This window comes from Bifidobacterium longum subsp. infantis ATCC 15697 = JCM 1222 = DSM 20088 (assembly GCF_000269965.1).
Classification (GTDB): Bacteria; Actinomycetota; Actinomycetes; order Actinomycetales; family Bifidobacteriaceae; genus Bifidobacterium; species Bifidobacterium infantis.
The window spans coordinates 399,272-418,942 of the sequence record NC_017219.1 but is presented as its reverse complement, the minus strand read 5'-3'; the positions used below and the strand labels follow the sequence as shown (position 1 = coordinate 418,942).

General features: G+C 60.2%; 15 protein-coding genes and 1 pseudogene. 1 reads left to right on the top strand and 15 read right to left on the bottom strand.

What is annotated here, in order from left to right:
- Positions 1-35: 35 nt before the first annotated feature.
- The 10 genes from BLIJ_RS01875 to BLIJ_RS01830 all read right to left on the bottom strand — a co-directional run bounded on the left by BLIJ_RS01875 (position 36) and on the right by BLIJ_RS01830 (position 12,642).
- A complete protein-coding gene (locus BLIJ_RS01875; protein WP_014484564.1) occupies positions 36-1,349 on the bottom strand; it encodes an MFS transporter in 1,314 nt (437 codons plus the stop codon).
- 257 nt (positions 1,350-1,606) lie between these two features.
- Entirely contained in the window at positions 1,607-2,320 is a 714-nt protein-coding gene (gene mtnN / locus BLIJ_RS01870) for a 5'-methylthioadenosine/S-adenosylhomocysteine nucleosidase (protein ID WP_012576790.1), read from the bottom strand.
- 120 nt (positions 2,321-2,440) lie between these two features.
- Entirely contained in the window at positions 2,441-3,673 is a 1,233-nt protein-coding gene (locus tag BLIJ_RS01865; protein ID WP_014484563.1) for a 3-deoxy-7-phosphoheptulonate synthase, read from the bottom strand.
- A 128-nt stretch (positions 3,674-3,801) separates the two neighbouring features.
- Positions 3,802-4,935 carry a 3-deoxy-7-phosphoheptulonate synthase gene (locus BLIJ_RS01860; protein ID WP_014484562.1) on the bottom strand — a complete coding sequence of 378 codons (1,134 nt, stop codon included), beginning with the start codon at positions 4,933-4,935 and terminating at the stop codon, positions 3,802-3,804.
- Positions 4,936-5,106: 171 nt separating this feature from the next.
- Positions 5,107-6,450, bottom strand: a complete 1,344-nt coding sequence (locus tag BLIJ_RS01855) for a C1 family peptidase (protein WP_012576787.1) — start codon at positions 6,448-6,450, stop codon at positions 5,107-5,109.
- A gap of 114 nt (positions 6,451-6,564) precedes the next feature.
- Entirely contained in the window at positions 6,565-8,124 is a 1,560-nt protein-coding gene (locus BLIJ_RS01850) for a cell division protein (RefSeq protein WP_012576786.1), read from the bottom strand.
- 147 nt (positions 8,125-8,271) lie between these two features.
- Positions 8,272-8,949, bottom strand: a complete 678-nt coding sequence (locus BLIJ_RS01845) for a pyroglutamyl-peptidase I (protein ID WP_012576785.1) — start codon at positions 8,947-8,949, stop codon at positions 8,272-8,274.
- A gap of 9 nt (positions 8,950-8,958) precedes the next feature.
- Complete coding sequence (locus BLIJ_RS01840) at positions 8,959-9,834, bottom strand: IspD/TarI family cytidylyltransferase (protein WP_012576784.1); 876 nt, start codon at positions 9,832-9,834, stop codon at positions 8,959-8,961.
- A gap of 79 nt (positions 9,835-9,913) precedes the next feature.
- A complete protein-coding gene (locus tag BLIJ_RS01835; RefSeq protein ID WP_012576783.1) occupies positions 9,914-10,894 on the bottom strand; it encodes a purine nucleoside phosphorylase YfiH/LACC1 family protein in 981 nt (326 codons plus the stop codon).
- A gap of 101 nt (positions 10,895-10,995) precedes the next feature.
- Positions 10,996-12,642: a peptidase U32 family protein gene (locus BLIJ_RS01830; protein ID WP_012576782.1), complete on the bottom strand. Its 1,647-nt coding sequence runs from the start codon at positions 12,640-12,642 to the stop codon at positions 10,996-10,998.
- 73 nt (positions 12,643-12,715) lie between these two features.
- Between BLIJ_RS01830 and trmD the strand changes: the two genes are divergently transcribed.
- Positions 12,716-13,531, top strand: coding sequence for a tRNA (guanosine(37)-N1)-methyltransferase TrmD (gene trmD / locus BLIJ_RS01825; protein WP_012576781.1), 816 nt, complete (start codon positions 12,716-12,718; stop codon positions 13,529-13,531).
- A gap of 23 nt (positions 13,532-13,554) precedes the next feature.
- Here trmD and rsmD read toward each other — a convergent pair whose 3' ends face one another.
- From rsmD to BLIJ_RS01800, 5 genes and pseudogenes are all read right to left on the bottom strand, one after another.
- Positions 13,555-14,166, bottom strand: a complete 612-nt coding sequence (gene rsmD / locus BLIJ_RS01820) for a 16S rRNA (guanine(966)-N(2))-methyltransferase RsmD (RefSeq protein ID WP_012576780.1) — start codon at positions 14,164-14,166, stop codon at positions 13,555-13,557.
- A gap of 80 nt (positions 14,167-14,246) precedes the next feature.
- A complete protein-coding gene (locus BLIJ_RS14110) occupies positions 14,247-14,846 on the bottom strand; it encodes an IS5/IS1182 family transposase (protein WP_012576779.1) in 600 nt (199 codons plus the stop codon).
- Positions 14,847-15,138: 292 nt separating this feature from the next.
- Positions 15,139-15,450 (bottom strand): annotated as a pseudogene (locus BLIJ_RS15335) (type IIL restriction-modification enzyme MmeI); the annotation flags it as partial.
- 837 nt (positions 15,451-16,287) lie between these two features.
- A complete protein-coding gene (locus tag BLIJ_RS01805) occupies positions 16,288-18,312 on the bottom strand; it encodes a beta-galactosidase trimerization domain-containing protein (RefSeq protein ID WP_012576777.1) in 2,025 nt (674 codons plus the stop codon).
- 77 nt (positions 18,313-18,389) lie between these two features.
- Positions 18,390-19,613, bottom strand: a complete 1,224-nt coding sequence (locus BLIJ_RS01800; protein WP_012576776.1) for an MFS transporter — start codon at positions 19,611-19,613, stop codon at positions 18,390-18,392.
- Positions 19,614-19,671 lie beyond the last annotated feature (58 nt).

Here is a 19,671-nt window from a genome sequence, read left to right as displayed (position 1 = left end):
GCCCCCTGTCGCGGACCGCCGCGGACGGGCGGGGATCAGAGCTCGTAGTCCTTGTCCTTGCTTTCCTTGATCAGGAACAGGGCGAGCAGGGCGAGCGCGGCCATGATGGCCATGTACCAGCCCACGCCGGCCACGCCGAACTCGGAGGAGACCAGCGCCTGGGCGATGGTCGGGGCGAACGCGCCGCCGAAGATGGCGGCGAGGTTGTAGCTCAGGCCGGCGCCGGAGTAGCGCACGTGCACCGGGAACAGCTCGGGCAGGTACGCGCCGCAGGGGCCGAACAGGCCGCCCATGATCACGAAGCCGACGCACAGGAAGATCATGATGTGGGAGACGGAGTGCACCAGCAGTATCGGCACGAAGAAGCTGAACACCAAGGCGGCGGCGGTCACGGTGATCATGACCTTCTTGCGACCCACCTTGTCGGCATACACGCACGAGACCACGATGAAGATGGCGAAGAACACCACGGAGCACATCTGCATAAGCAGGTACTCGCTTTGGGTGAACTTCAGGCCCTTGACGCCGTAGGCCAACGACCAGGTGCCGAGCACGTAGAACAGGGTGTAGGTGATGCCCATGGCCACGGTGCCGAGCAGGACCTCCTTCCAGTACGGCAGCAGGTCACGCAGCGGGTGCTTGGAGGTGCGCTTCTCCTCGGAGGCCTTCTTGAACACCGGGGTCTCGGACATGCGGGCACGCACGTACAGGCCGATGGCCACCAGCACGGCGGAGCACAGGAAGGGGATGCGCCAGCCGAAGGCGAGCATCTGCTCCTGGCTCAGGTTGGCCTCAAGCACCAGGTTCAGACCATAGGCGCAGAAGAAGCCGATCGGGGCGCCCAGGTTCGGGAAGGAGCCATACAGGGCGCGCTTGTCGGCCGGGGCGTTCTCGGTGGCGACCAAGGCCGCGCCGGACCATTCACCGGCGAGCCCCACGCCCTGGCAGGCGCGGCAGATGCACAGGATCACGATGGACCATGCGCCGATCTGCTCATAGCCGGGCAGGCATCCGACCAGGAAGGTGGCGATGCCCATGGTCATCAGGGCGATGACCAGCGTCTTCTTGCGGCCGAGCTTGTCGCCGAAGTGGCCGAACAACATGGAACCGAACGGGCGGGCGAGGAACGATACGGCGAAGGTCACGAAAGCCATCAGCGTGGCCAGGGCCTGGTTGGACTTGGCGACGTCCGTGAAGAAAATCGCGCCGAAATAGCTGGCGGCTGCGATGGAATAGCAGTAGTTGTCGTAGAATTCGATGGCGGTGCCCACCATCGAGGCGGCGATGATCTCGGGAACGGAATCCTTCTTCACCGGTTTGGCCACAGTCGCGGATGCGCTTGCAGACATTGTCCTTCTTCTTTCTCCTCTTGCGGATAAACCCCGGTGCGGCGTGCGCATCACGTGTTCGCGATGACGGACGAATCAAGCACAGCGACCGGGATACGGGAGAAGGACTGGCACGGCTTGTGGCCCCAGCGATGAGCTCCCGCACATCGCCGTGCCGAACACCGAGTATGACTCAGGTTATAAGCAATAGTTTGAAAGCGCTCATATAGTGGTCATCATATCCAAAGCGTGGATGGTGAGATGGGCCAGCCCGCCGATTACAGGCGCTTGACGATATCGACGGCCAGACGGGCGGCGGTGTCGGCGTATTCGGAGATGTCGAACTCCTTGAATACCTCGTAATCAGTGTCGGCGTTGTCGGAAAGGGCACGAATCACCAGTGCCGGCACGTCATTGCGGGCGGCGACCTGTGCCACGGCGGCTCCTTCCATCTCCACGGCGTCAGCCCCGGTGAGTCGGATGACCTCCTCGGCCTTTTGGGGCGTGTCCACGAAGTAGTTGCCGGAGGCGATGATGCCGGTGATGTGGGTAATGCCCGCATTGGCAAGCGCCTCGTCGGCAACTTCCAGCAGACGGTCATCAGAGTGGAATTCCTCCACCGGAGCGTCCGCAGTGCCGGGCTTCCACTGGCCTACGAGCCGCATGTCAGTGTCGAGGTAGCGCAGGGTGCCGCCGAGCACCACGTCGTTGATGTGCAGGTGGGTGTTGAGGTTGCCGGCGATGCCGCTGAAAATCACGGCGTCCGGGGCGAACTCGTCAATCAGCAGCTGCGTGGTGGCGGCCGCATTGACCAGTCCCATGCCGCCTACCGTTGCGGCAACCTTGATGACGTCAGAACCAAAGGAGTCGACCGTGCCGGACACGATGTCAAGGCTGCCCTTGGCGGTGTGCGTCACATGCGTGAGCGATTTGGCGATCAGCGCCACTTCCTCATCCAATGCGCCAATAATAGCTACAGTTTTCATACCCATACGTAAGTTCCTTTCACAACGCTTTCGACTCCCATGTCAGGGGAGGTGGCCGCCGAATGGCAGGCTGAGGGGTAGAGACGTTTCGTTGCATTGCTCCTGCGAGAGAGCCGATGACGCAACTCAGTGCCAACGCCGCGTGGCCACGGCTTCCGCAAGCTCGCGCAGCAAGGCCTCGGTCTCTTCCCAGCTGATGCACTTGTCAGTAATCGACTTGCCATAGACCAGCTGATCAAGCGGCGCGGCCTTCTGATTGCCTCCTTCAATAAAGCTTTCCATCATGATGCCGGTGATGCCCCGCTCGCCAGCTGCAATTCTGCTGGCAATATTGCGCACGACTTCGGCCTGACGATGTTCGTCCTTGCCGGAGTTACCGTGCGAGCAATCAACAATCAGACCATGCGAAGCGGCGGATTCAGCGGGCATTTCGGCGCGTACGTCTTCCATGGCTTTGGCCACGGATTCGGCATCGTAGTTCGGGCCGTGAATCGAGCCGCGCAACACCACATGGCAGTCCGGGTTGCCAAGGGTCTCGACTGCGCAGGCACGCCCCAGATGGTCAATGCCGAAGAACGTGTGCTGCTGGGCAGCGGCGAAGCAACCGTTGACCGCCGCCTTCACCGAACCGTCGGTGGCGTTCTTAAAGCCGACCGGCATGGAAAGCCCGCTGGCCAATTGGCGGTGAATCTGGCTTTCCGTGTTGCGCGCACCAATGGCGCCCCAACTCACCGCATCCGAGATGAACTGCGGACTGGTGGGCTCCAGGAATTCCGTGGCGGCCGCCAATCCTTCCTTCAGCACACCAAGCAAGGTTTTGCGGGCAAGCAACAGGCCCTTGCGGATATTGTGGCTGCCATCAATATCCGGGTCGTTGATCAGGCCCTTCCAGCCGATGGTGGTGCGCGGCTTCTCGAAGTACACGCGCATGACGATGAGCAGCTGCTCGCCGAGCTCGTCTTTCAGCTTGGCCAATCGATGCGCGTAGTCCAGCGCGGCCTTCGGGTCATGAACCGAACAGGGGCCGACGATGACCAACAACCTGTCATCTTGGCCGTACAGGCACGCGCGAATCTCATCACGCGAGTAGGCGACGATTTCCTGAGCCTGATCGGTCAGCGGGAGCTCAGCGAGCACTTGCGCGGGTGTGGGCAGCGGCTCCAACTCCAATACGCGGCGGTTGATGATGCGACTGACACCCACCTGATCCTCCCAACGAGGCACATCGGTGACGACGAGCGGATTCTTCCCCTCCCCCATCGCCTGACGAATGGCGCGAAGCTCTTCCGGGGTGTTCAACGGCTGCGGACCGACTTGCAACGGACGCAGCGAATGCGCTGCTTCCTCCTGCTGCTGCATAACATCTCTCCTTGGGTCAGTATCTTTCCCAAGGATAAGGTGTCACGGGAACAAACTGACATGACCACCGTTATTGGCAAAGAATGCTCACTGAGCGGGTCTCAGTGAGCATTTCTACAAAGACAAAGCTATTTAGCCGAGCTGCGAGCGGTGACGGCGTCGGCCAGGGTGTGTAGCAGCTCGTTAGTGCGATCCCACGGCACGCAGGCATCGGTGACGGACTGGCCGTAGACCAGCTGGTCGAGCGGGGCCGGCTTCTGATGGCCGCCCACCAGGAAGCTCTCCATCATCACGCCGGTGATGCCCTGCTCGCCATGCGCCAGACGCTCGGCTATCTCTTCGATGACTTCGGCTTCGCGGCGTTCGTCCTTGCCGCAATTGCCGTGGGCGGCGTCGATGACGAGCCCGTGCCGGCTCGGCCCCGTCGCCTGCGAGGCCTTGAGATCTCCCAAAGCCCGGCGCACGGATTCGGCATCGTAGTTCGGGCCGTGGCTGGAACCGCGCAGAACCAGATGGCAATCCGGGTTACCTTTGGTTTCGGCGGAAATCACGCGACCGTCCAAGTTAATGGACAGGAAGTGATGCTCGAAGCCGGCCGCGAAGCAGGAATCGGCGGCGGCCTTGATGGAGCCGTCGGTGGAGTTCTTGAAGCCCACCGGCATGGACAGGCCACTGGCCAGTTCGCGGTGGACTTGGGATTCGGTGTTACGCGCGCCGATGGCACCCCAGCTGATCGCGTCGCAGATGTACTGCGGGGTGATGGGGTCAAGCCATTCGGTGGCGGCGGGCAGACCGAGGCTCAGCACGTCGGTGAGCACCTTGCGGGCCAGCCACATGCCCTTACGAATATTGAAGCGACCGTCCAGATCGGGGTCGTTGATGAGGCCTTTCCAGCCGATGGTGGTGCGTGGCTTCTCGAAGTACACGCGCATCACGATCACGAGTCGGTCTTCCAGCTCGCGCTTGACGGCAGCCAGCTTTTCTGCGTACTCGTGCGCGGCCTTCGGGTCGTGGATTGAGCAGGGGCCCACGATGACGAGCAGTCGGTCGTCGCGGCCGTTGAGCACATCGCGGATTTCCTGCCGCGAGTGGAGCACGAGCTCGCTCATCTCATCGGTGAGCGGCTGCTCCCTGAGGAAGGCACGCGGCGCGGGAATGGGGTCAAGCTGACGAATGTTGACATCGACGGTCTCGGGAAAGACGGCCTGCTCCCCCAACCGACGTTCATCCTCGGAACTATCCGGGCCACGTAACGCTGCCAATGCTCGACTCCTTTCCCGTAATCCGCGCACCGCGGGCATGCCGCCGTGGATGCGAAGGCCCCACTATAGCAGTTCGCCGCCGGCACCGCTGGCGGGGCCGGCGATTATGGACCGTCTGCGGCGGCGCCGGGCTTGACGGGCGGCGCCCACCCGTCAAGCCCATACGCCCTCTTATGCGAGCGCGCCCATCGGATCCCATGCGGGGAGCATGGTGGCCGGGGATTCCAAGGCCTTGCGGTACTCTTCGGGAAGCATGGCCTTGGGGACGGCGACCTCGTAGACGTATTCGGTGAACCAGTCGTCGGACATGGTGAAGTAGCCCTTGTCGGCGATCTTGGCACCCCAGGAGTTCTCCACACGCCAGCGCCGCGTGGAGCCGTCATCGGCGACGTCCACGCCGGCGAAGGCCATGGCGTGGTTCATGGCGGAGTCACCGAAGCGCACGCGGGCTTCCTTGTCCAAATCGAAGTCCACGTCGTACACGCGGCCGTACTCGAACAGGTCGGTGGCCCAAGCGCCGTTCTCACGGTCCATGAACGGGTGGCAGTCGGCACCGAACCATACCGGGATGCCCTGCTCAACGAGAATCTGCTTGACACAGTCCTTCATGAACTGGTTTGGCACGTTGAGGTACTCGGTGGCGTCGCCGCCAGCCACATTGCCGAGGTGCTCGATGCCGATCTTCTTGCCCTTGGCGTGCTCGGTGCGCGGATCATCCACCAGGCACACGTAGTCCTCGAGACCGGCCGGTCCCACGTACTTCTTCCAGAATTCGACCGGCGTGATCTCGCCGTCGCGGTGGAATTCGCCATCCTTGTCGGTCCATTCCCAGTCGAAGGAGACCGGCGGCTCGCCCAGGTGGATGGTCAGAATACGGTGGCCGGCAGCAGTGGCGTCGGCAATAATCGCCTCGACCTTGGAGGCATCGCCGTCAGCGGCGTACATGTGCGCCACGGCGGTGTGCAGCATGTGGCGCAGCTGGGTGTTCATCTCACCGGTGTTCTTGGAGGATTCGGTCTCCGGGAACAGGTCCTTGGGCACAGCGCCGTACTTCTTGTACACGTTCATGGCCATGGTCCACTGGCCGCCATCGCCCATCACGTCGGCGAGCAGGTGCTGCATCAGGCGGGAGTCGGACGGCTCCCCGGCAGCCACCAGAGCGGCCACATCCTTAAGGAAGTAGTTGACGCGCTCCAGCTTGTCGTAGTACATCGCGTAGTTCTGGGAGAACTCGAACTCCTTCAAGTTCATGTTCTTCTTGGCCACGAAACGGGCCACGTTCAGGGAGCTGAACAGCCAGCAGCGGCCGGAGCGATCCTGATGGGTGGCTTCGCCATTGTCAACGATGGTGGAGAAACGGCGCTGCATCAGACGAGCGCGGTCATAATTGCGAGCCACCTTGTCGATGCCGGCGGCGGTCACCGCGTTCATGGCCAGACGGTTGGTGCCACTCTGTGCGAAATCGCCGCGCAGGGTATTCAATGCTTCGCCGGTCAGAGGCGTCAATTCACTCATGTCATACTCCTTCTGTGATGGTGCGCTTGCGGCGCAGATCCAAACGAATACGGCACCTGGCTCGAAAGCGCAGGTGCCGTAATTCTTACCGCTAGTAGTCTAATCGAAGGCCTGTCATTCGCCGTTCTGCTCAGATACGGCTGTATTCTCCTGAGTCGGGGCCTCCGGTTCGCCCTGTGTCTGGTGCTCGGACGGCTCAGACGATTCGGACTGCTCATTCTGCGCAGCCGAATCAGCCGGTGCCGCATCTGTCTCATTGTGATCGTCGGCAGCCGACTCGTTTCCGCTCAACTCACCCGGCTGATCATCGGCCTCGTTGTGCACAGGCTTGACTTCCGGGACGGGCGCGACCACCGGCAATGACGCCACGGCAGCGGCTTCCTGACTCTGACCAGAGGCCGCCGCATTACCACCGAAAGCGAATCCGGAGAACGCCTGCGAGAACATAGAACGCAGTTCCGAAACACGCTGGGTGATGACGGACTCGCGTTCCTGCAGATCGGCGATGCGCTTGGACAGACCGTCAAGCTCGCTTTGGGCGGCGGCACGACGCTCCTCGATCTGCGCATCGGCTTCCTCGCCCGCCTTATGCACGATTGCGGCGGCCTGGATGTCCGCCTCCTCGCGCTTGGACGCGGCATATGAATCGGCTTGGTCGCGAGTGTTCTTGGCCTGGCCGACCAACTCATCGGCTTCCCGCTTGGCCGCCACACGACGCTCTTCGAGGTGCTGCAGCAGTTCGTTGACCTTCTTCGTGGCCTCATCCTGCTGAGCGGCGATGTCGTGACGGATCTGCTCGACTTCGGCGTTGACCTGGCTCATCGTGCTGGTGCGCTTGACCTCGGCCTCATCAGTGATTTCCTGACCCTTGGTCTTGGCCGCATCAATGATTTCGCTGGCCTTGCGCTGGGCTTCGGTCATCATCTTGGACACTTGCTCGCGCACGTCGGCGAGCTTCTTGTTGGCCTCGGCGAGCGCCGCCTCAATCTGATCGTTGGAATCGGACTTAAGCTTGGTGATCTCCTCATTGGCGCTTTTGCGCATTGCGGCAACCTGCTGGGTAGCTTCCGCCTTCATATCGGCGATTTCGCGCTCTTGGGTGGAGCGTTCGGAAGCCATCTTCTTGGTGTGCTCTTCGCGCGCGTTGCTGAGCTCAAGCTCGACGGTCTGACGCTGTTCGGTGATGGTCTTGGCGGTTTCGGAGCGCAGTTGTGCGGCGTCCTCGTTGGCGGAGGTGGTCACTGATTCGGCCTGATTGTTGGCGTTCGTCAGAATCGAGGCGGCCTTGGCATTGGCGTCGTCAACAATATGCTGGGCATCCAGCTTGGCATTGTTGATCAGTGTTTCGGCCTGCGCCTGAGCCGTGGTACGGATGGAGGACGCGTCCTGCTTGGCGCGTTCCAGCAGTTCGGTACTCGTCTGTTCGGCGGAGGCAAGCATCTGCTGGGCGTTCGCTCCCAAGGAAGCGAAGCTGTTGCCTTCCGGCTTCTTGTTCTTCTCTTCCTGAAGTTGGGCCTGCAGTTGCAGAATACGGTCGTCATCCGCCGCAATCTGCTCACGCATGCTGGCCAACGTCTGCTGCGCACGCTTCACACTCTCCTGAGTAGCGTCGAAGGCAGCATCGACCTTCTCCTTGTCATATCCTCGCAGCACCACCGGGAAACGATCCACCATCGCTGTTTATTCCTTTCGCACACGCATAAAGCTCTTGGCACATCCTTGAAGCACTGTAGCGCATCGCACTAGCGCTGAGCGTTGAGCGACGCGCAATCGTTACAATGCGTGCGAACCATGTTCTATTCCGGCGTGGCGCACAGCGTGCTAGGCGATGAGGATGTCGGAGCTGGAGGGCTTGAGATAGTAGCGTACGGCTTCGCGCACCACATCACGGCCAGCGGCGATCTGCTGGTCGAGTGGTAGACCATGCTGGCTGGAATGCGCCGGAACGACCGGAGGGAAGCTGACGAATCCGCCCAGCACCCGCTCCTGGGTGGCGGTCCAGTTGAGCAAGTTGTAGAACAGCGAATTACATACGAACGTACCTGCGTCCGAACTCAGGGTGGCCGGAATAGAATCATCCGTGAAATCATTCAGGATCGAGCGCAACGGCAGGCGGGTCCAATAGGCGGCCGGGCCATTGGGGTCGATGGGTTCGCGGCGTGGGGTCACGTTGTCCGCGTCCGGCCTGATCGCGTCCATCAGGTTGGTGGCGCATCGTTCAAGCATCACGCCTCGGGCTGCGTGCTTGAGCCCGGTGGCGATGACGATATTGGGCTTGGTGGCCTCAATGGTCTCTTTCAGCGTGGGCCAGGCTTTGGCGAAGCTCACCGGGATGCTGACGGCATGAACGGTGACGGCGACCTGCTCCAACGGATCGTCCGGAGCAGAGGAGACGCCCAGTCCCTGCTCGGCGATGGCCTTGGGCACTTCGACGGCGGGATTGACCTCCACGCCGTCATAGTGGTCGAAGCCGGAGATCACAACATTGAGTTCACGCATAATGCCAGTCTAGCGATGCATCTGGCCGGCTGCTTGGGCCAGCAGGGCATGCATGCGGGCGCGGGCCTCTTCCTTGGGATCACGACCGAGAATCTCCTCGGCGATACGCTCAGCTGTGGGAATATCTTCCAACGTGGTGATCTTCAGGTTGGTTTCCGCACCGGAGACAATGGCGACGGGTTCATCAGGCAGATAATCGACCACTACGCGCGTGTCGTCGGTGGGATGGAAGTCCGGGTCGGCGGCAGCCAAATCGTAAGCGTGACGAATCGTCGCGAAGCGGAAGGATTGCGGGGTCTGCGCGCGGAAGGTGTTCGGGCGGTCCGGCACCGACTTGACCACTTTCAAATCGCCCAGATCCTCGGTCAACAGCACGGTGTCGGTTGAGGCGTAGGCCACGGTCGCGGCCGTGAACTGGTCGAGCGCATCAATCGAACCGTCGATGGCGGACTGTTCCACGAACGGACGGACGGCGTCATGGATCAGAATCTTGGCATCGTCCGGAATGCCAGCCGTAGCCAGCATGTCGAGCGCGGTGGCGGTACTGTCCACACGTTCGTCACCGCCGTCAATGATGACGCGGACCTTGGTGTAGCCCATCTCGCCAACCAACGTTTCCACTTCACCGCGCACCTTGGGATTGACCACCACCACGATGTCGCTGACGCGATCGCAATGTTCAAAGGCATCAATGCTCCAGCACACGATGGGCTTGCCGCCCACGGAGACAAGCTGCTTGGGATTATCGGGGTCGAAGCGCGTACCGAAGCCGGCGGCCAGCACTACGGCTACCACCGGCACGGTTTGTGCCGGTTTGGTGCCCTGAGCGGGGGCCGGCTGGACGGTAGGCGTCTCGACGGGGGTATCGAAATCTCTCTCAGTCATAGGCACCACCGTAGGGTGAGGGCTGGCCGTCCGTGAACTGCATCACATCTTCTCCACGGAATGTGCTCGCATTCTCCGTTCAGTCACGCACGATGAGGGCGAGGAGGCGGCCTTCGTGTGTTTTGTTGGCGAGCGCGGCGCGGCGGTGCGAGTACCACAGTGGGTTTTCGAGCGTGCACATGCTGTGGCTGATGTTGTCGATGCGCTCCGCGAGCTCGGCCGGGCCTTCGCCGTCCGTGCGGCACAGTTCGGCGAGTTCCGGGTCTTCCTCAAGGTACTGGGTGGCGGCGTGCACGCGCGGCATAGAATCGACCACCTGATGTACGCCGGCGAAAGCGAGGTCGATCATTGCCGCCTCGGCGATGTCAATGCCGGCACCACCGAAACGGGTCTTCGTCTTGGTCAGCGGGAAGCGCTTGATGAACTGGTCGGCGATCTCGTCGCCCACTTCATAGCAGTCGCCGCAGATGCGCGGGCCGAGTGTGGCCACGATGTTCGCCGGATCGGCACCCTTGCTCTTCATCAGGTCTACCGTGGTGCCGATCACACCACGCTCCAAACCACGACGGCCGCAGTGGGCCGCACCAATGATACCGGTGACCGGGTCGCCCAGCAGCACCGGCAGGCAGTCGGCCGCGAACATGCCTAGGGCTATGCCGGATTGTGCGGTGACCTGGCCGTCCGCCTCGATGACGTGCGGAGTGTCAGTCTCACCATGTGTGCCGGACACGTCGAAGCCGAAGGGGGTGTTGATGACGAACGAGTCGTCCACGTCCACAGCCACGCCGGAATGTACTTGGGAGACCAGCGATAGGCGGGCTTGCACCGCTTCGGCGAGTGCGATGCGGTTCGACAGTACGGCCTCAGGTTCGTCGCCGGACTTGCCGCCGAGGTTCAGGTTGCCGTAATCGCCGGCGCTCAGGCCGCCCAGTCGCGTGGTGTACACCACCTTGATGCCGGGGGCCAGTGCGATGGGGATGGTCACCGGAATAGGGCGACCGGCTTTATCGGTAGAGCTGATGCTGTTGGAATCGAGGATTTCTTCGCTGTATTCAGGCATAAGGCATTCTTTCTTGGGTGCGGGCGGTGTTCATGATTCCCATGACCACCCCAGTCAGCCTACGGCTGACAGCCCTCCGCCAGAGGGGGCGGAGTGGTAGGTTATTCGGCTTTGAGGGTGGGCTTTTTGGTGCGCGAGCGGATGGCGGCGTTGATGGGCACCTGGTGTGGGCAGGGCATCGAGAACACGTGCGCCGGATTATTGATGGCGGGTACTGGCGCGCCATCGGCATCGCGCAGGCCGGTTTCCGGCACGGTAAAGACCAATGGTCTCTCGCCAGGCAGCAGGAATTCGACCTGTTGACCTGGCTCGATCTTGTTACGGCTCATCAGCGTGACACGTCCGTCTTCGTCCGCGCTCCAGCTCAGCACTTCGCCCACTACCAGCCATGAGCGGAAGTAGGCGGAGCGGTCGGTGTTCTGTGTGACCTTGTGCTCCGGGTAGTAGAAGCCGGTGGAGTAGTCGCGGTGGGCCACCTTGTCGGTTTCCTCGAGCAGCCATTCGGGCAGTTCGACGTGTGGGGCCGGGCGAACGGCCGCATGCTTCCAATCGGTCTCGATCTGTTCGACCGCGGTGTTGGACTTGCGGCGCGTGGAACGGGCGTGAGAGCTCATGCCGTCGGGTTCGACGGCGGTGCCGGCCGGCGTACCAGAGGCAGTTGAGTCGGCGGCATCAGCAACCGTCACGCGGTCACGTTCTGCGGCAACCGAGCTGGCGACCGAATCGGCAACCGCAGTATCAGAGCCACGGTCATATCCCTCATCGGCCACACCGGCGAACGCGGCATCGGCATTGCGCATCACTTGATCTTCGGTTCCTTGGCCAAAATCGGGGTCGCCCTGGCGAATCACACGGTCACGGAAAGGCTTCAGAACATTGCCATCAGCGTCTTCAAAACCGCGTTGAATCATGTATTCATTAACCGCGGTTTTGTAGGCGTTGGTCATGGCGGCGATATAGTAGGCGCTTTTCGCGCGGCCTTCGATTTTGAGGCTGGTGGCACCGGAGTCAATCAAATCATCCAAGTGCCCCAGCATATTCATGTCCTGCGAATTGAACAGATAGGCGCCGTTCTCGGTCTGTTCGATCGGGAAGTACTGGCCGGGGCGTTTCTCTTCCACGATCGAATATTTCCAGCGGCATGGCTGGGCGCATTCGCCGTGATTGCCATCACGGCCGGTCAGATAGTTGGAGAACAGGCAGCGGCCGGAGAAGGCCATGCACATCGCGCCATGCACGAAGCATTCGATGTCGAGGTCACCGGGAATGTTGGCGCGAATATCACGCACGGCCTGCAAGTCCATCTCGCGGGCCAACACCACACGGCGAGCGCCAAGCTCATAGAAGGCGTTCGCAGCTTGGTAATTGGTGACGCCGGCCTGCGTGGAGACATGCAATTCCAGGTTCGGAGCCACTTGGCGGGCCATCATCATCACGCCGATGTCAGAGACGATCAGCGCGTCCACGCCGGTGTCCTTGAGCTGGCCGACGTACTCGCGCATGGCTTCGATCTCGTTGTTGCGCGGCAGCACGTTGCAGGTCACGTACACGCGGGCGCCGCGTTCATGGGCGTAGCGCGAGCCTTCCTCAAAGTCCTCAAGACTTAGGTTTTTGGGGGCCGATCGCATGCCGAAGGCTTTGCCGCCGCAGTAGACGGCGTCGGCACCATAATCGACCGCGGTTTTCAGACCCCTCAGGTTGCCGGCCGGGGACAACACTTCGGGCTTTTTGCGGGTGGGGATTCTCATCGTCGTATTCATCACCGCAATAGTGTAGTGGTGGCCGTGTAATGCGGGCGGGGCTACCGTTAGGCTGGATAACATGAAGATCGATATCGTGAGCGTGTTCCCCGAATACTTTGAGGTGATGAACCTCAGCCTGATGGGCAAAGCCCAGGCCAAGGGATTGTTGGAGATCAAGGCGCATAACCTGCGCGACTGGACCCACGATGTGCATCATTCGGTGGATGACACGCCAGTCGGCGGCGGTGCCGGCATGGTGATGAAGCCCGAGGTGTGGAGCGAATGCCTGGACGAACTGCTGGGATTCTCGCGGCCGTCTGACTCCTCCGCCCCATCCGGCACACCGGTGCTCATCTTCCCGAACCCATCGGCCCCGTTGTTTACCCAGCGCGACGCCACCGAGCTCAGCCATGCCGACCATCTGCTGTTCGGCTGCGGCCGGTATGAGGGCTACGATGCGCGCATCCCGGACTACTACCGCTCCCAGGGCGTCGATGTACGCGAATATTCGATTGGCGACTATGTGCTGAACGGTGGCGAAGTAGCGGTATCGGTGATGCTTGAGGCCATCACCCGCCTGATGCCCGGGTTCATGGGCAATCCCGATTCGATCGTGGAGGAGTCCTATACCGGCGAGGGCGCACTGCTTGAACATCGCCAGTACACCAAGCCCGCCGTGTGGCGTGGTATTGCGGTGCCGGACGTGCTGTTGTCCGGCGACCACGGCAAGGTGGACCGTTTTCGCCGCGACGAAGCGCTGGCCCGCACCGCCGAGATTCGGCCAGACCTTATCGCGGCACTGGATTGCAAGGCGCTGGATAAGGCCGACCGCAAGACCCTGATGGCCTTGGGCTGGGAGGTCTCCGCCGCCCATCCGCGCCGGCTCGCCGATTAATTCACCACACGGTGGGAGATTCACTACGCGGCGGAATCGTCGGAACGCTCTATATCCGAGTCGTCATCCGCGGATTCGATGTAGAAGACGGCGGTTTCGCCGTAGTTGCGGCTTTCAGTGATTTGCCAGCCTTCGGGGGCGGTGGGGGTGTCGGAGCGTACCGAGCGTTCGAGCATAATCACGGTGTTCTCGTTGGTGGCGCTGCCCACCGCCAGATTGGCCAACAACTGATTGCATTCAGCGGTCTCATAGGCGTAGGGCGGATCGATGAATATCACGTCAAAGGATTCACCAAAGCCGCCAGCCACTTGCTCGGTTTTTTTGACCAGTACACGGGCCTTGAGCGAAGCATCCCACGAACGGTTCTTCTGTAACTGCGACAAGGTCTTGGTAATCAGCGCCGCCGCAGGCCGGGAACTTTCCACGGCCACGAGTTCTCGCGCGCCACGGCTCAGTGCTTCGATGCCCAACGCACCAGTACCGGCGAACAGGTCCAGTACACGGGCGTCATCCAGCACTCCCCATGAGTCGAGGTGCGAGAAAATCGCCTCTTTGGTGCGATCCGTGGTAGGCCGGGTACCCGTTTTCGGCGTAGCAAGCGCCATACCCTTGAATCGTCCAGAAATTACACGCATAGCTTTCACTGTACAGGCTCATCTACGCATACCAATCATGAATTAGGGTGTATTTACACTTTGAGTTTTTGGCTGTGTTTTCAGGTAGATGGCGATGAGGATGAGCCGGGCGCGGCGAGGAAGGTCTCGTCGAGCCTGTCGTAGCGGGTGGCGGCCTTGCGGTGGTGCTTCATGCGGTTGAAGACGCGTTCGACCATGCTCCGCCCCTTGTATGCCTCCCTGTCGTAGTCCCATGGGTCCGTGCGGTTCTTCTTGGGCGGCACGACCGGCGTCAGGCCGAACGACTCCGCCAGCAGGCGGGTGGAATCCCCCTCGTAGGCGCGGTCCATGAGCAGGCTGGCTCCCATGAACGCGCCGGGCGCGTGCTGGTGGACCTTCACGCTCGTGGAGTCCATGGCGAGCACCCGGATCTCCACCCCGATGATCCGCTCCTCCTGCAATGCCGTGAACAGGCGTTCCATCGCGCCGTTCCCGTACCAGCGGTCGAACCGCCGGCAGACGGTGATCCACTTGCCGTAGCACTCCGGCAGGTCCCTCCACGGGGCTCCCGTCCTGCACATCCACAGCAGGGCGTTGACGAACCTGTAGTTGTCGACCGCCACGTTGCCCCTCTGGCGCGGCAACAGGTGCGCGACCCTCATGAACCGGTCAAGCGTGATGCCATACCCCGGCGTACACATACGCCAATCATCACACAAAACCTAGATAGTGTAAACACACCCTAGTTACCAGTTGACACCCCGCTCCTATCCGCGATTCCCAACGGAGTCCGCCCAATCTCCCGATTCGTGCGGAGACGATTTCACCAGCCTTTTCCAATGAGGACATGTCGCGAATGCCGTCGTGCGACGGGTCCTTGCTGATGGAAACCATATCGGTCTCCAATGGCAGGGCGTCGAATTCGCTGTAATCCATTGCTCTCCGCTCCTTTCCAGGAGAAGGCATGCGTCCTGAAAAACCGGGATCAGCGATCAGGGCGTCCGCATACCGTTTCGCCTGTCGGACGGGCGTGACCATGCTCCCCCGGCGCGGCTCCGGCTTGTCCAAATCCACGCCGAGGCTCTTCTGCTCCACGAGCACGCGGGCCTGAATCATGAGCGCGTCGATGAAACCGCCCAATGCGGTGCGACGTTCGAACCAGAGCGTCTGCCCGTCGCTCGTGTCCGGAATGAGCAGCACCTTGTCCAACAGGTCCCGCCAATACTGTTGGGTCTCGGATTTCTCGTCGCCGCGTCCAGCCCATGATTCGGCAAACCTGGCCGCCCTGCTCCTCAGATCATCCAGATTCCCAATGGTATCCGGTTTCCCGCACGCACGGCGCACATCAAACACATCTTCGGGCGTGACCGTCCACAGGCAGGCCTGTATCCACCGGTCCGGCAGACGTTTCGGATCCACGATCGTGTTCTTCCGATACTGGACCGCTTTCATGTCGGCCGGGTCGTCCCAATGCTCGTCCAGCCACCGGTCGCATTCGGCGGGAGGCCACCTGTCGGCATCCAACGGGGCGCACGGCCACCGGTTGATCACACAATGGTACTGGTCGAAATCCGTGCACAATACACGATTCTCATCGACCTGCAGATGCAGGAGCTCCAACCCGTCGTACTGGTTGCGGAAACCCGGATACCGGCGGTCGGGACGGGTGCGCGCCCGGCTTTTCGAATCGACCCAGCGCACCCACGCCCACAACGGGGCCGCATCCGGGTCCGGACGCGGCATTCCCTTGTGCCCCATTTCAGACATCACCCACTGATAGGCGGACGAAAGTTCGTTCCACCAGTCCTCGTCTTCGGCGATGGATTTCGCGCAGACCGCCGACCATGAGGACGTGTACGAGCCGTATTCGTCGAATACGGCCGACATCATTGGAGTCACCCCAGCGAGTCAGCGCTCTGACCAATGCCTGATGCCACGCGCCGACAAGACGGGGCACACGGAATCCAGTCCTGAAACAACGAAAACTCCGCGCCCGAAGCGGCTGTGACCCAAGGGTGCGGAACACAAGGGTCTTCCACTCCTCAGGCAGCCGCATGCAACGTCTCTGAGCCTTCGGCAAAGGCTTAGAGACGATTCCAGACCCCCATGTCGGCCGTTAGACCGGGATTCTGAGTCGGTGCGTCATTTCAGCGACAACTCGATGATCTCGTACCCGTCGATCTTGGGAATGTTCAGATCGACATACCCGTCGGCCACGGTGTAGTCCCGTTCGGAGATCACCTCGCCCTGACGGATCGCGCGGACCGACTCGATCTCGGCGTCGCCCACATACACGCGCACGCGCTGGTCGAACAGCGGAACCTTCTCGTCGATCGTGTACAGGTTGGCGGCCGACTTCTTGCAGGGGTAGTACAGGCAATGCAGCATCAACGAATTGCGCGAACCCGAACGGCGCAGCTGCACCTCCAGCCCGCTGACCGTATGCCCGTCCTCCTTGCGCACCAGCTGCCTCGGCATCAGCAGATCGAGGACGTCGGCGAATATCGCCTTGACCCACGACGGGGCGAAATCCTTGTAGATGCGGAACAACGGGTGGGAGAAATAGACGACGTCGCCGTACCGCGTCGCCGCGGGGAACCCGACCCTCCCGGTCGAGGGGGCATGCAGGTGGGAGCAGAAATACCTCCCCTCACGATTGAAGTAGGGTTCGACCGAATCCAGCAGCACCCGCGATCCCGCCGTCCTCACCCGCGCGCCACGCTCGTACATGACGAACTCCTCTTTGGGCAGACGCGCCCCGACCTCGTCGTTCGGCATGATGAAATCCCGATCCCAATAGGAATCGCCCAGCATCCTGTTGCCGTACAGCGGATTGGTCTCGTCGCAGCCGTTGTCCATCGACATGTACGTGCCGACGACCTTGCCGCCGCCATGCACGTAGTCCAGCAGCTTCCGTTGGAGTTCGGGGGAGGACACGATCTCGTCGGGAAGGACGATGAGCCCGTACCGCGTGAAGTCCATGTCCGGATCGATGATGTCGAACTGGCATCCCAGTTCCGTGAGCATCCGGTTGGCGCCGATCAACGAATCGGACAGCGCGCTGTCCATGTTCCATTCGCGTTCCGGCGTCATGACCGCTATGTCCGCCATCGTGTCGGTATCCAGCGTGTACGGTTCGAGGGCCTCCACCTGGGAGTAGACCCGTCCGATCAGATCATAGGTGGCGTCGGACAACCCGCCTCTCGGATGGAGCTGGTCCCCGATGGAGCAGCCGGCGCCCATCGTCAGCATCTGGAAGCACTCGTATTCCATCGCGTCCTCGTTCTTCAGCGAATGGAAATCACCCCAAGCCGTGTGGAACTTGCCCGTCATGCCGACCACGGGTTTGCCGAGATTGCGCACGTACCTCATCACGATTGGGAAGTTGTCGTAGCCCCAAAAACCACTTGGCAGGCTCTCGACCTCCAGATGGGTGAACGTGTCCAACGAGGTCTTGTTCGAGGGGCCGATATGCCCACCGTTGAAGAACAGAGTCGCGCCAGGCACCCGATCATCCACGAGGTCGTGGACCTCACGACGGAACTCGTCAAGCAGGATGGCCGAATACCGTTCCCGCTGGCGGATATCGGTGTGGTCAAAGCCATGACGCTCCATCTGCTCCCGGCAACGCGGGCAGTCGCACGGCACCAAGGAGAAGATATCCAGGAAGAGCCCGTCGACGCGGTCCGGGCCGAGGCTGTCGATGATGTCGTTGAGGTGATCGATGAGATAGGCCCTGTAATTGCTGTTCAGACACAGCGAATCGTAGAAGTTCGGCTTTGGAACCGACGGGCATCCGTTTATTACATTGTCTTGGGGGTCCCGGGCAAGCCACTCGGGATGGTTGAGCGCGCTGTACCCGTCCCAGCCCACGCTCGTGTAGACGGGGACGCGGATGCCGCGCTTGTGGCAGGCGTCTATCTGCTCAAGCAGGAGATTCCTGTCCGACAGGTGCGGATGCACGAGCTCGGGATGGCGCTTCGAGGGATAGAACAGGTAGCCGTGATGGTCACGGGCGAAACAGGTTATCGAGTTTACGTGAGAACGATGCAGACGTTCCGCGAATTCCTCGGCGTCGAAATCGTCGGCGACATGCTCAACGTAAGGACTGGTATGAAAATCCAGATTAATCTGGCGATTTGGGAAACCAGTTGCGGTGGACATCATTGAACTCCTTTGTTGCGATGGAACGGCTTCCGATTGCCGGGTTGGAATCGTCGTCAACGATTCCAACCACGAATCAATCAGATGCTCAGCTCCTTGTTCTTCTTTATTTTGATGAAATCAAGCACGGCCATGACCACATACAGGGCACCACCGACAACAATAGCGAACGCAGCCGAATCGTTACCGAACAAGCCCGCGAACATTGCGAAGAAGTACGGGGAAATAAGAGAACCAACACTGATAAAGATAACAATTATTGAAGTACTCAGATTCATAGAGTTAATCGGCGACACATCTACGAGTCGCGCTGTCAATGCCGGGTTGATAATACCCCAACCAAAGCCAGAGATCAACACCAAAGCCGTCAGCAACGGAATGTTGTAGGTGAACGCAATCGTGATATAGGCGACGCCAATAACAATCTCGAATACGAACACCGTCAAACGCTTGAAAACCTTGGAAATCTTCTCGAACAGCACGCCGGAGAAAATGCCCGCCAAGACCAGGAAGCTGAAGATCCATGTGGCGGTCGAGGCAGTGCCGATATGCTCCGTGACAATATAGCTCGCAAATTTCAGCGGGATCGCGTTATATAGCATAGTGATAACCATAAATACAACGCCAACCTCGATCACCTTGAGATTCGTAGATGGTTTGACATCAGACACACTGTCACTAATCTGACCATTCTCATCCAGAGCACTGTTCCTGATATCGAAATTATCGAATTCCTTTGGAACGAACAAAATTATTAAAACAATCGGTATCAGCAAGGCGAAGAAGACCAGATAGGTGATATTCCAACCAAAGGTAATCAAGATACCAGCAACGAAAAGCATGATGGTATCACCCAGATTGCTAACCGCATTGCGGTATCCAAGAAGACTACGCTGACGATCCCCCACATACAGATCGGTGATATAGGACACAGAAAGCGGATTAAAGATACCCATGCCCACGCCAAAGAGGAAACGCGAAATAAAGATTGGCCAGTATTGAGGCAGGAACGCGGGGATAACACCGCCAACCAAAGCGATAATCAAACCCGCGAGCACGGATTTCTTTTTTCCTAGATAATTCGAGAAAACACCCGAGAGGACGGTTCCGAGCATAATTCCCGCTGTCGGTATGGTCGTTAGTGTCTCAATATTGGCTTTCGAAATATTCGAGAACGCTTCTTCCATCGCGGGAATCGTTCCGCTAATAGCATTACCAGCGGACAATAAGAAAGACACCGACAAGACGCCAACCATCAGACGTTTGGATTCCAGTACTTCACTATAATTAATTATTTTTGACATTATCACTCCAGACACATATAAATCAACATTGAAAAGATTAAGAATTTGAACTTATATC

Coding starts and splice junctions, on each gene's coding strand:
- BLIJ_RS01875 (WP_014484564.1), bottom strand. CDS start 1,349: ATGTCTGCAAGCGCATCCGCGACTGTGGCCAAACCGGTGAAGAAGGAT.
- mtnN (WP_012576790.1), bottom strand. CDS start 2,320: ATGGGTATGAAAACTGTAGCTATTATTGGCGCATTGGATGAGGAAGTG.
- BLIJ_RS01865 (WP_014484563.1), bottom strand. CDS start 3,673: ATGCAGCAGCAGGAGGAAGCAGCGCATTCGCTGCGTCCGTTGCAAGTC.
- BLIJ_RS01855 (WP_012576787.1), bottom strand. CDS start 6,450: ATGAGTGAATTGACGCCTCTGACCGGCGAAGCATTGAATACCCTGCGC.
- BLIJ_RS01850 (WP_012576786.1), bottom strand. CDS start 8,124: ATGGTGGATCGTTTCCCGGTGGTGCTGCGAGGATATGACAAGGAGAAG.
- BLIJ_RS01845 (WP_012576785.1), bottom strand. CDS start 8,949: ATGCGTGAACTCAATGTTGTGATCTCCGGCTTCGACCACTATGACGGC.
- BLIJ_RS01840 (WP_012576784.1), bottom strand. CDS start 9,834: ATGACTGAGAGAGATTTCGATACCCCCGTCGAGACGCCTACCGTCCAG.
- BLIJ_RS01835 (WP_012576783.1), bottom strand. CDS start 10,894: ATGCCTGAATACAGCGAAGAAATCCTCGATTCCAACAGCATCAGCTCT.
- BLIJ_RS01830 (WP_012576782.1), bottom strand. CDS start 12,642: ATGAGAATCCCCACCCGCAAAAAGCCCGAAGTGTTGTCCCCGGCCGGC.
- trmD (WP_012576781.1), top strand. CDS start 12,716: ATGAAGATCGATATCGTGAGCGTGTTCCCCGAATACTTTGAGGTGATG.
- rsmD (WP_012576780.1), bottom strand. CDS start 14,166: ATGCGTGTAATTTCTGGACGATTCAAGGGTATGGCGCTTGCTACGCCG.
- BLIJ_RS14110 (WP_012576779.1), bottom strand. CDS start 14,846: ATGTGTACGCCGGGGTATGGCATCACGCTTGACCGGTTCATGAGGGTC.
- BLIJ_RS01805 (WP_012576777.1), bottom strand. CDS start 18,312: ATGATGTCCACCGCAACTGGTTTCCCAAATCGCCAGATTAATCTGGAT.
- BLIJ_RS01800 (WP_012576776.1), bottom strand. CDS start 19,613: ATGTCAAAAATAATTAATTATAGTGAAGTACTGGAATCCAAACGTCTG.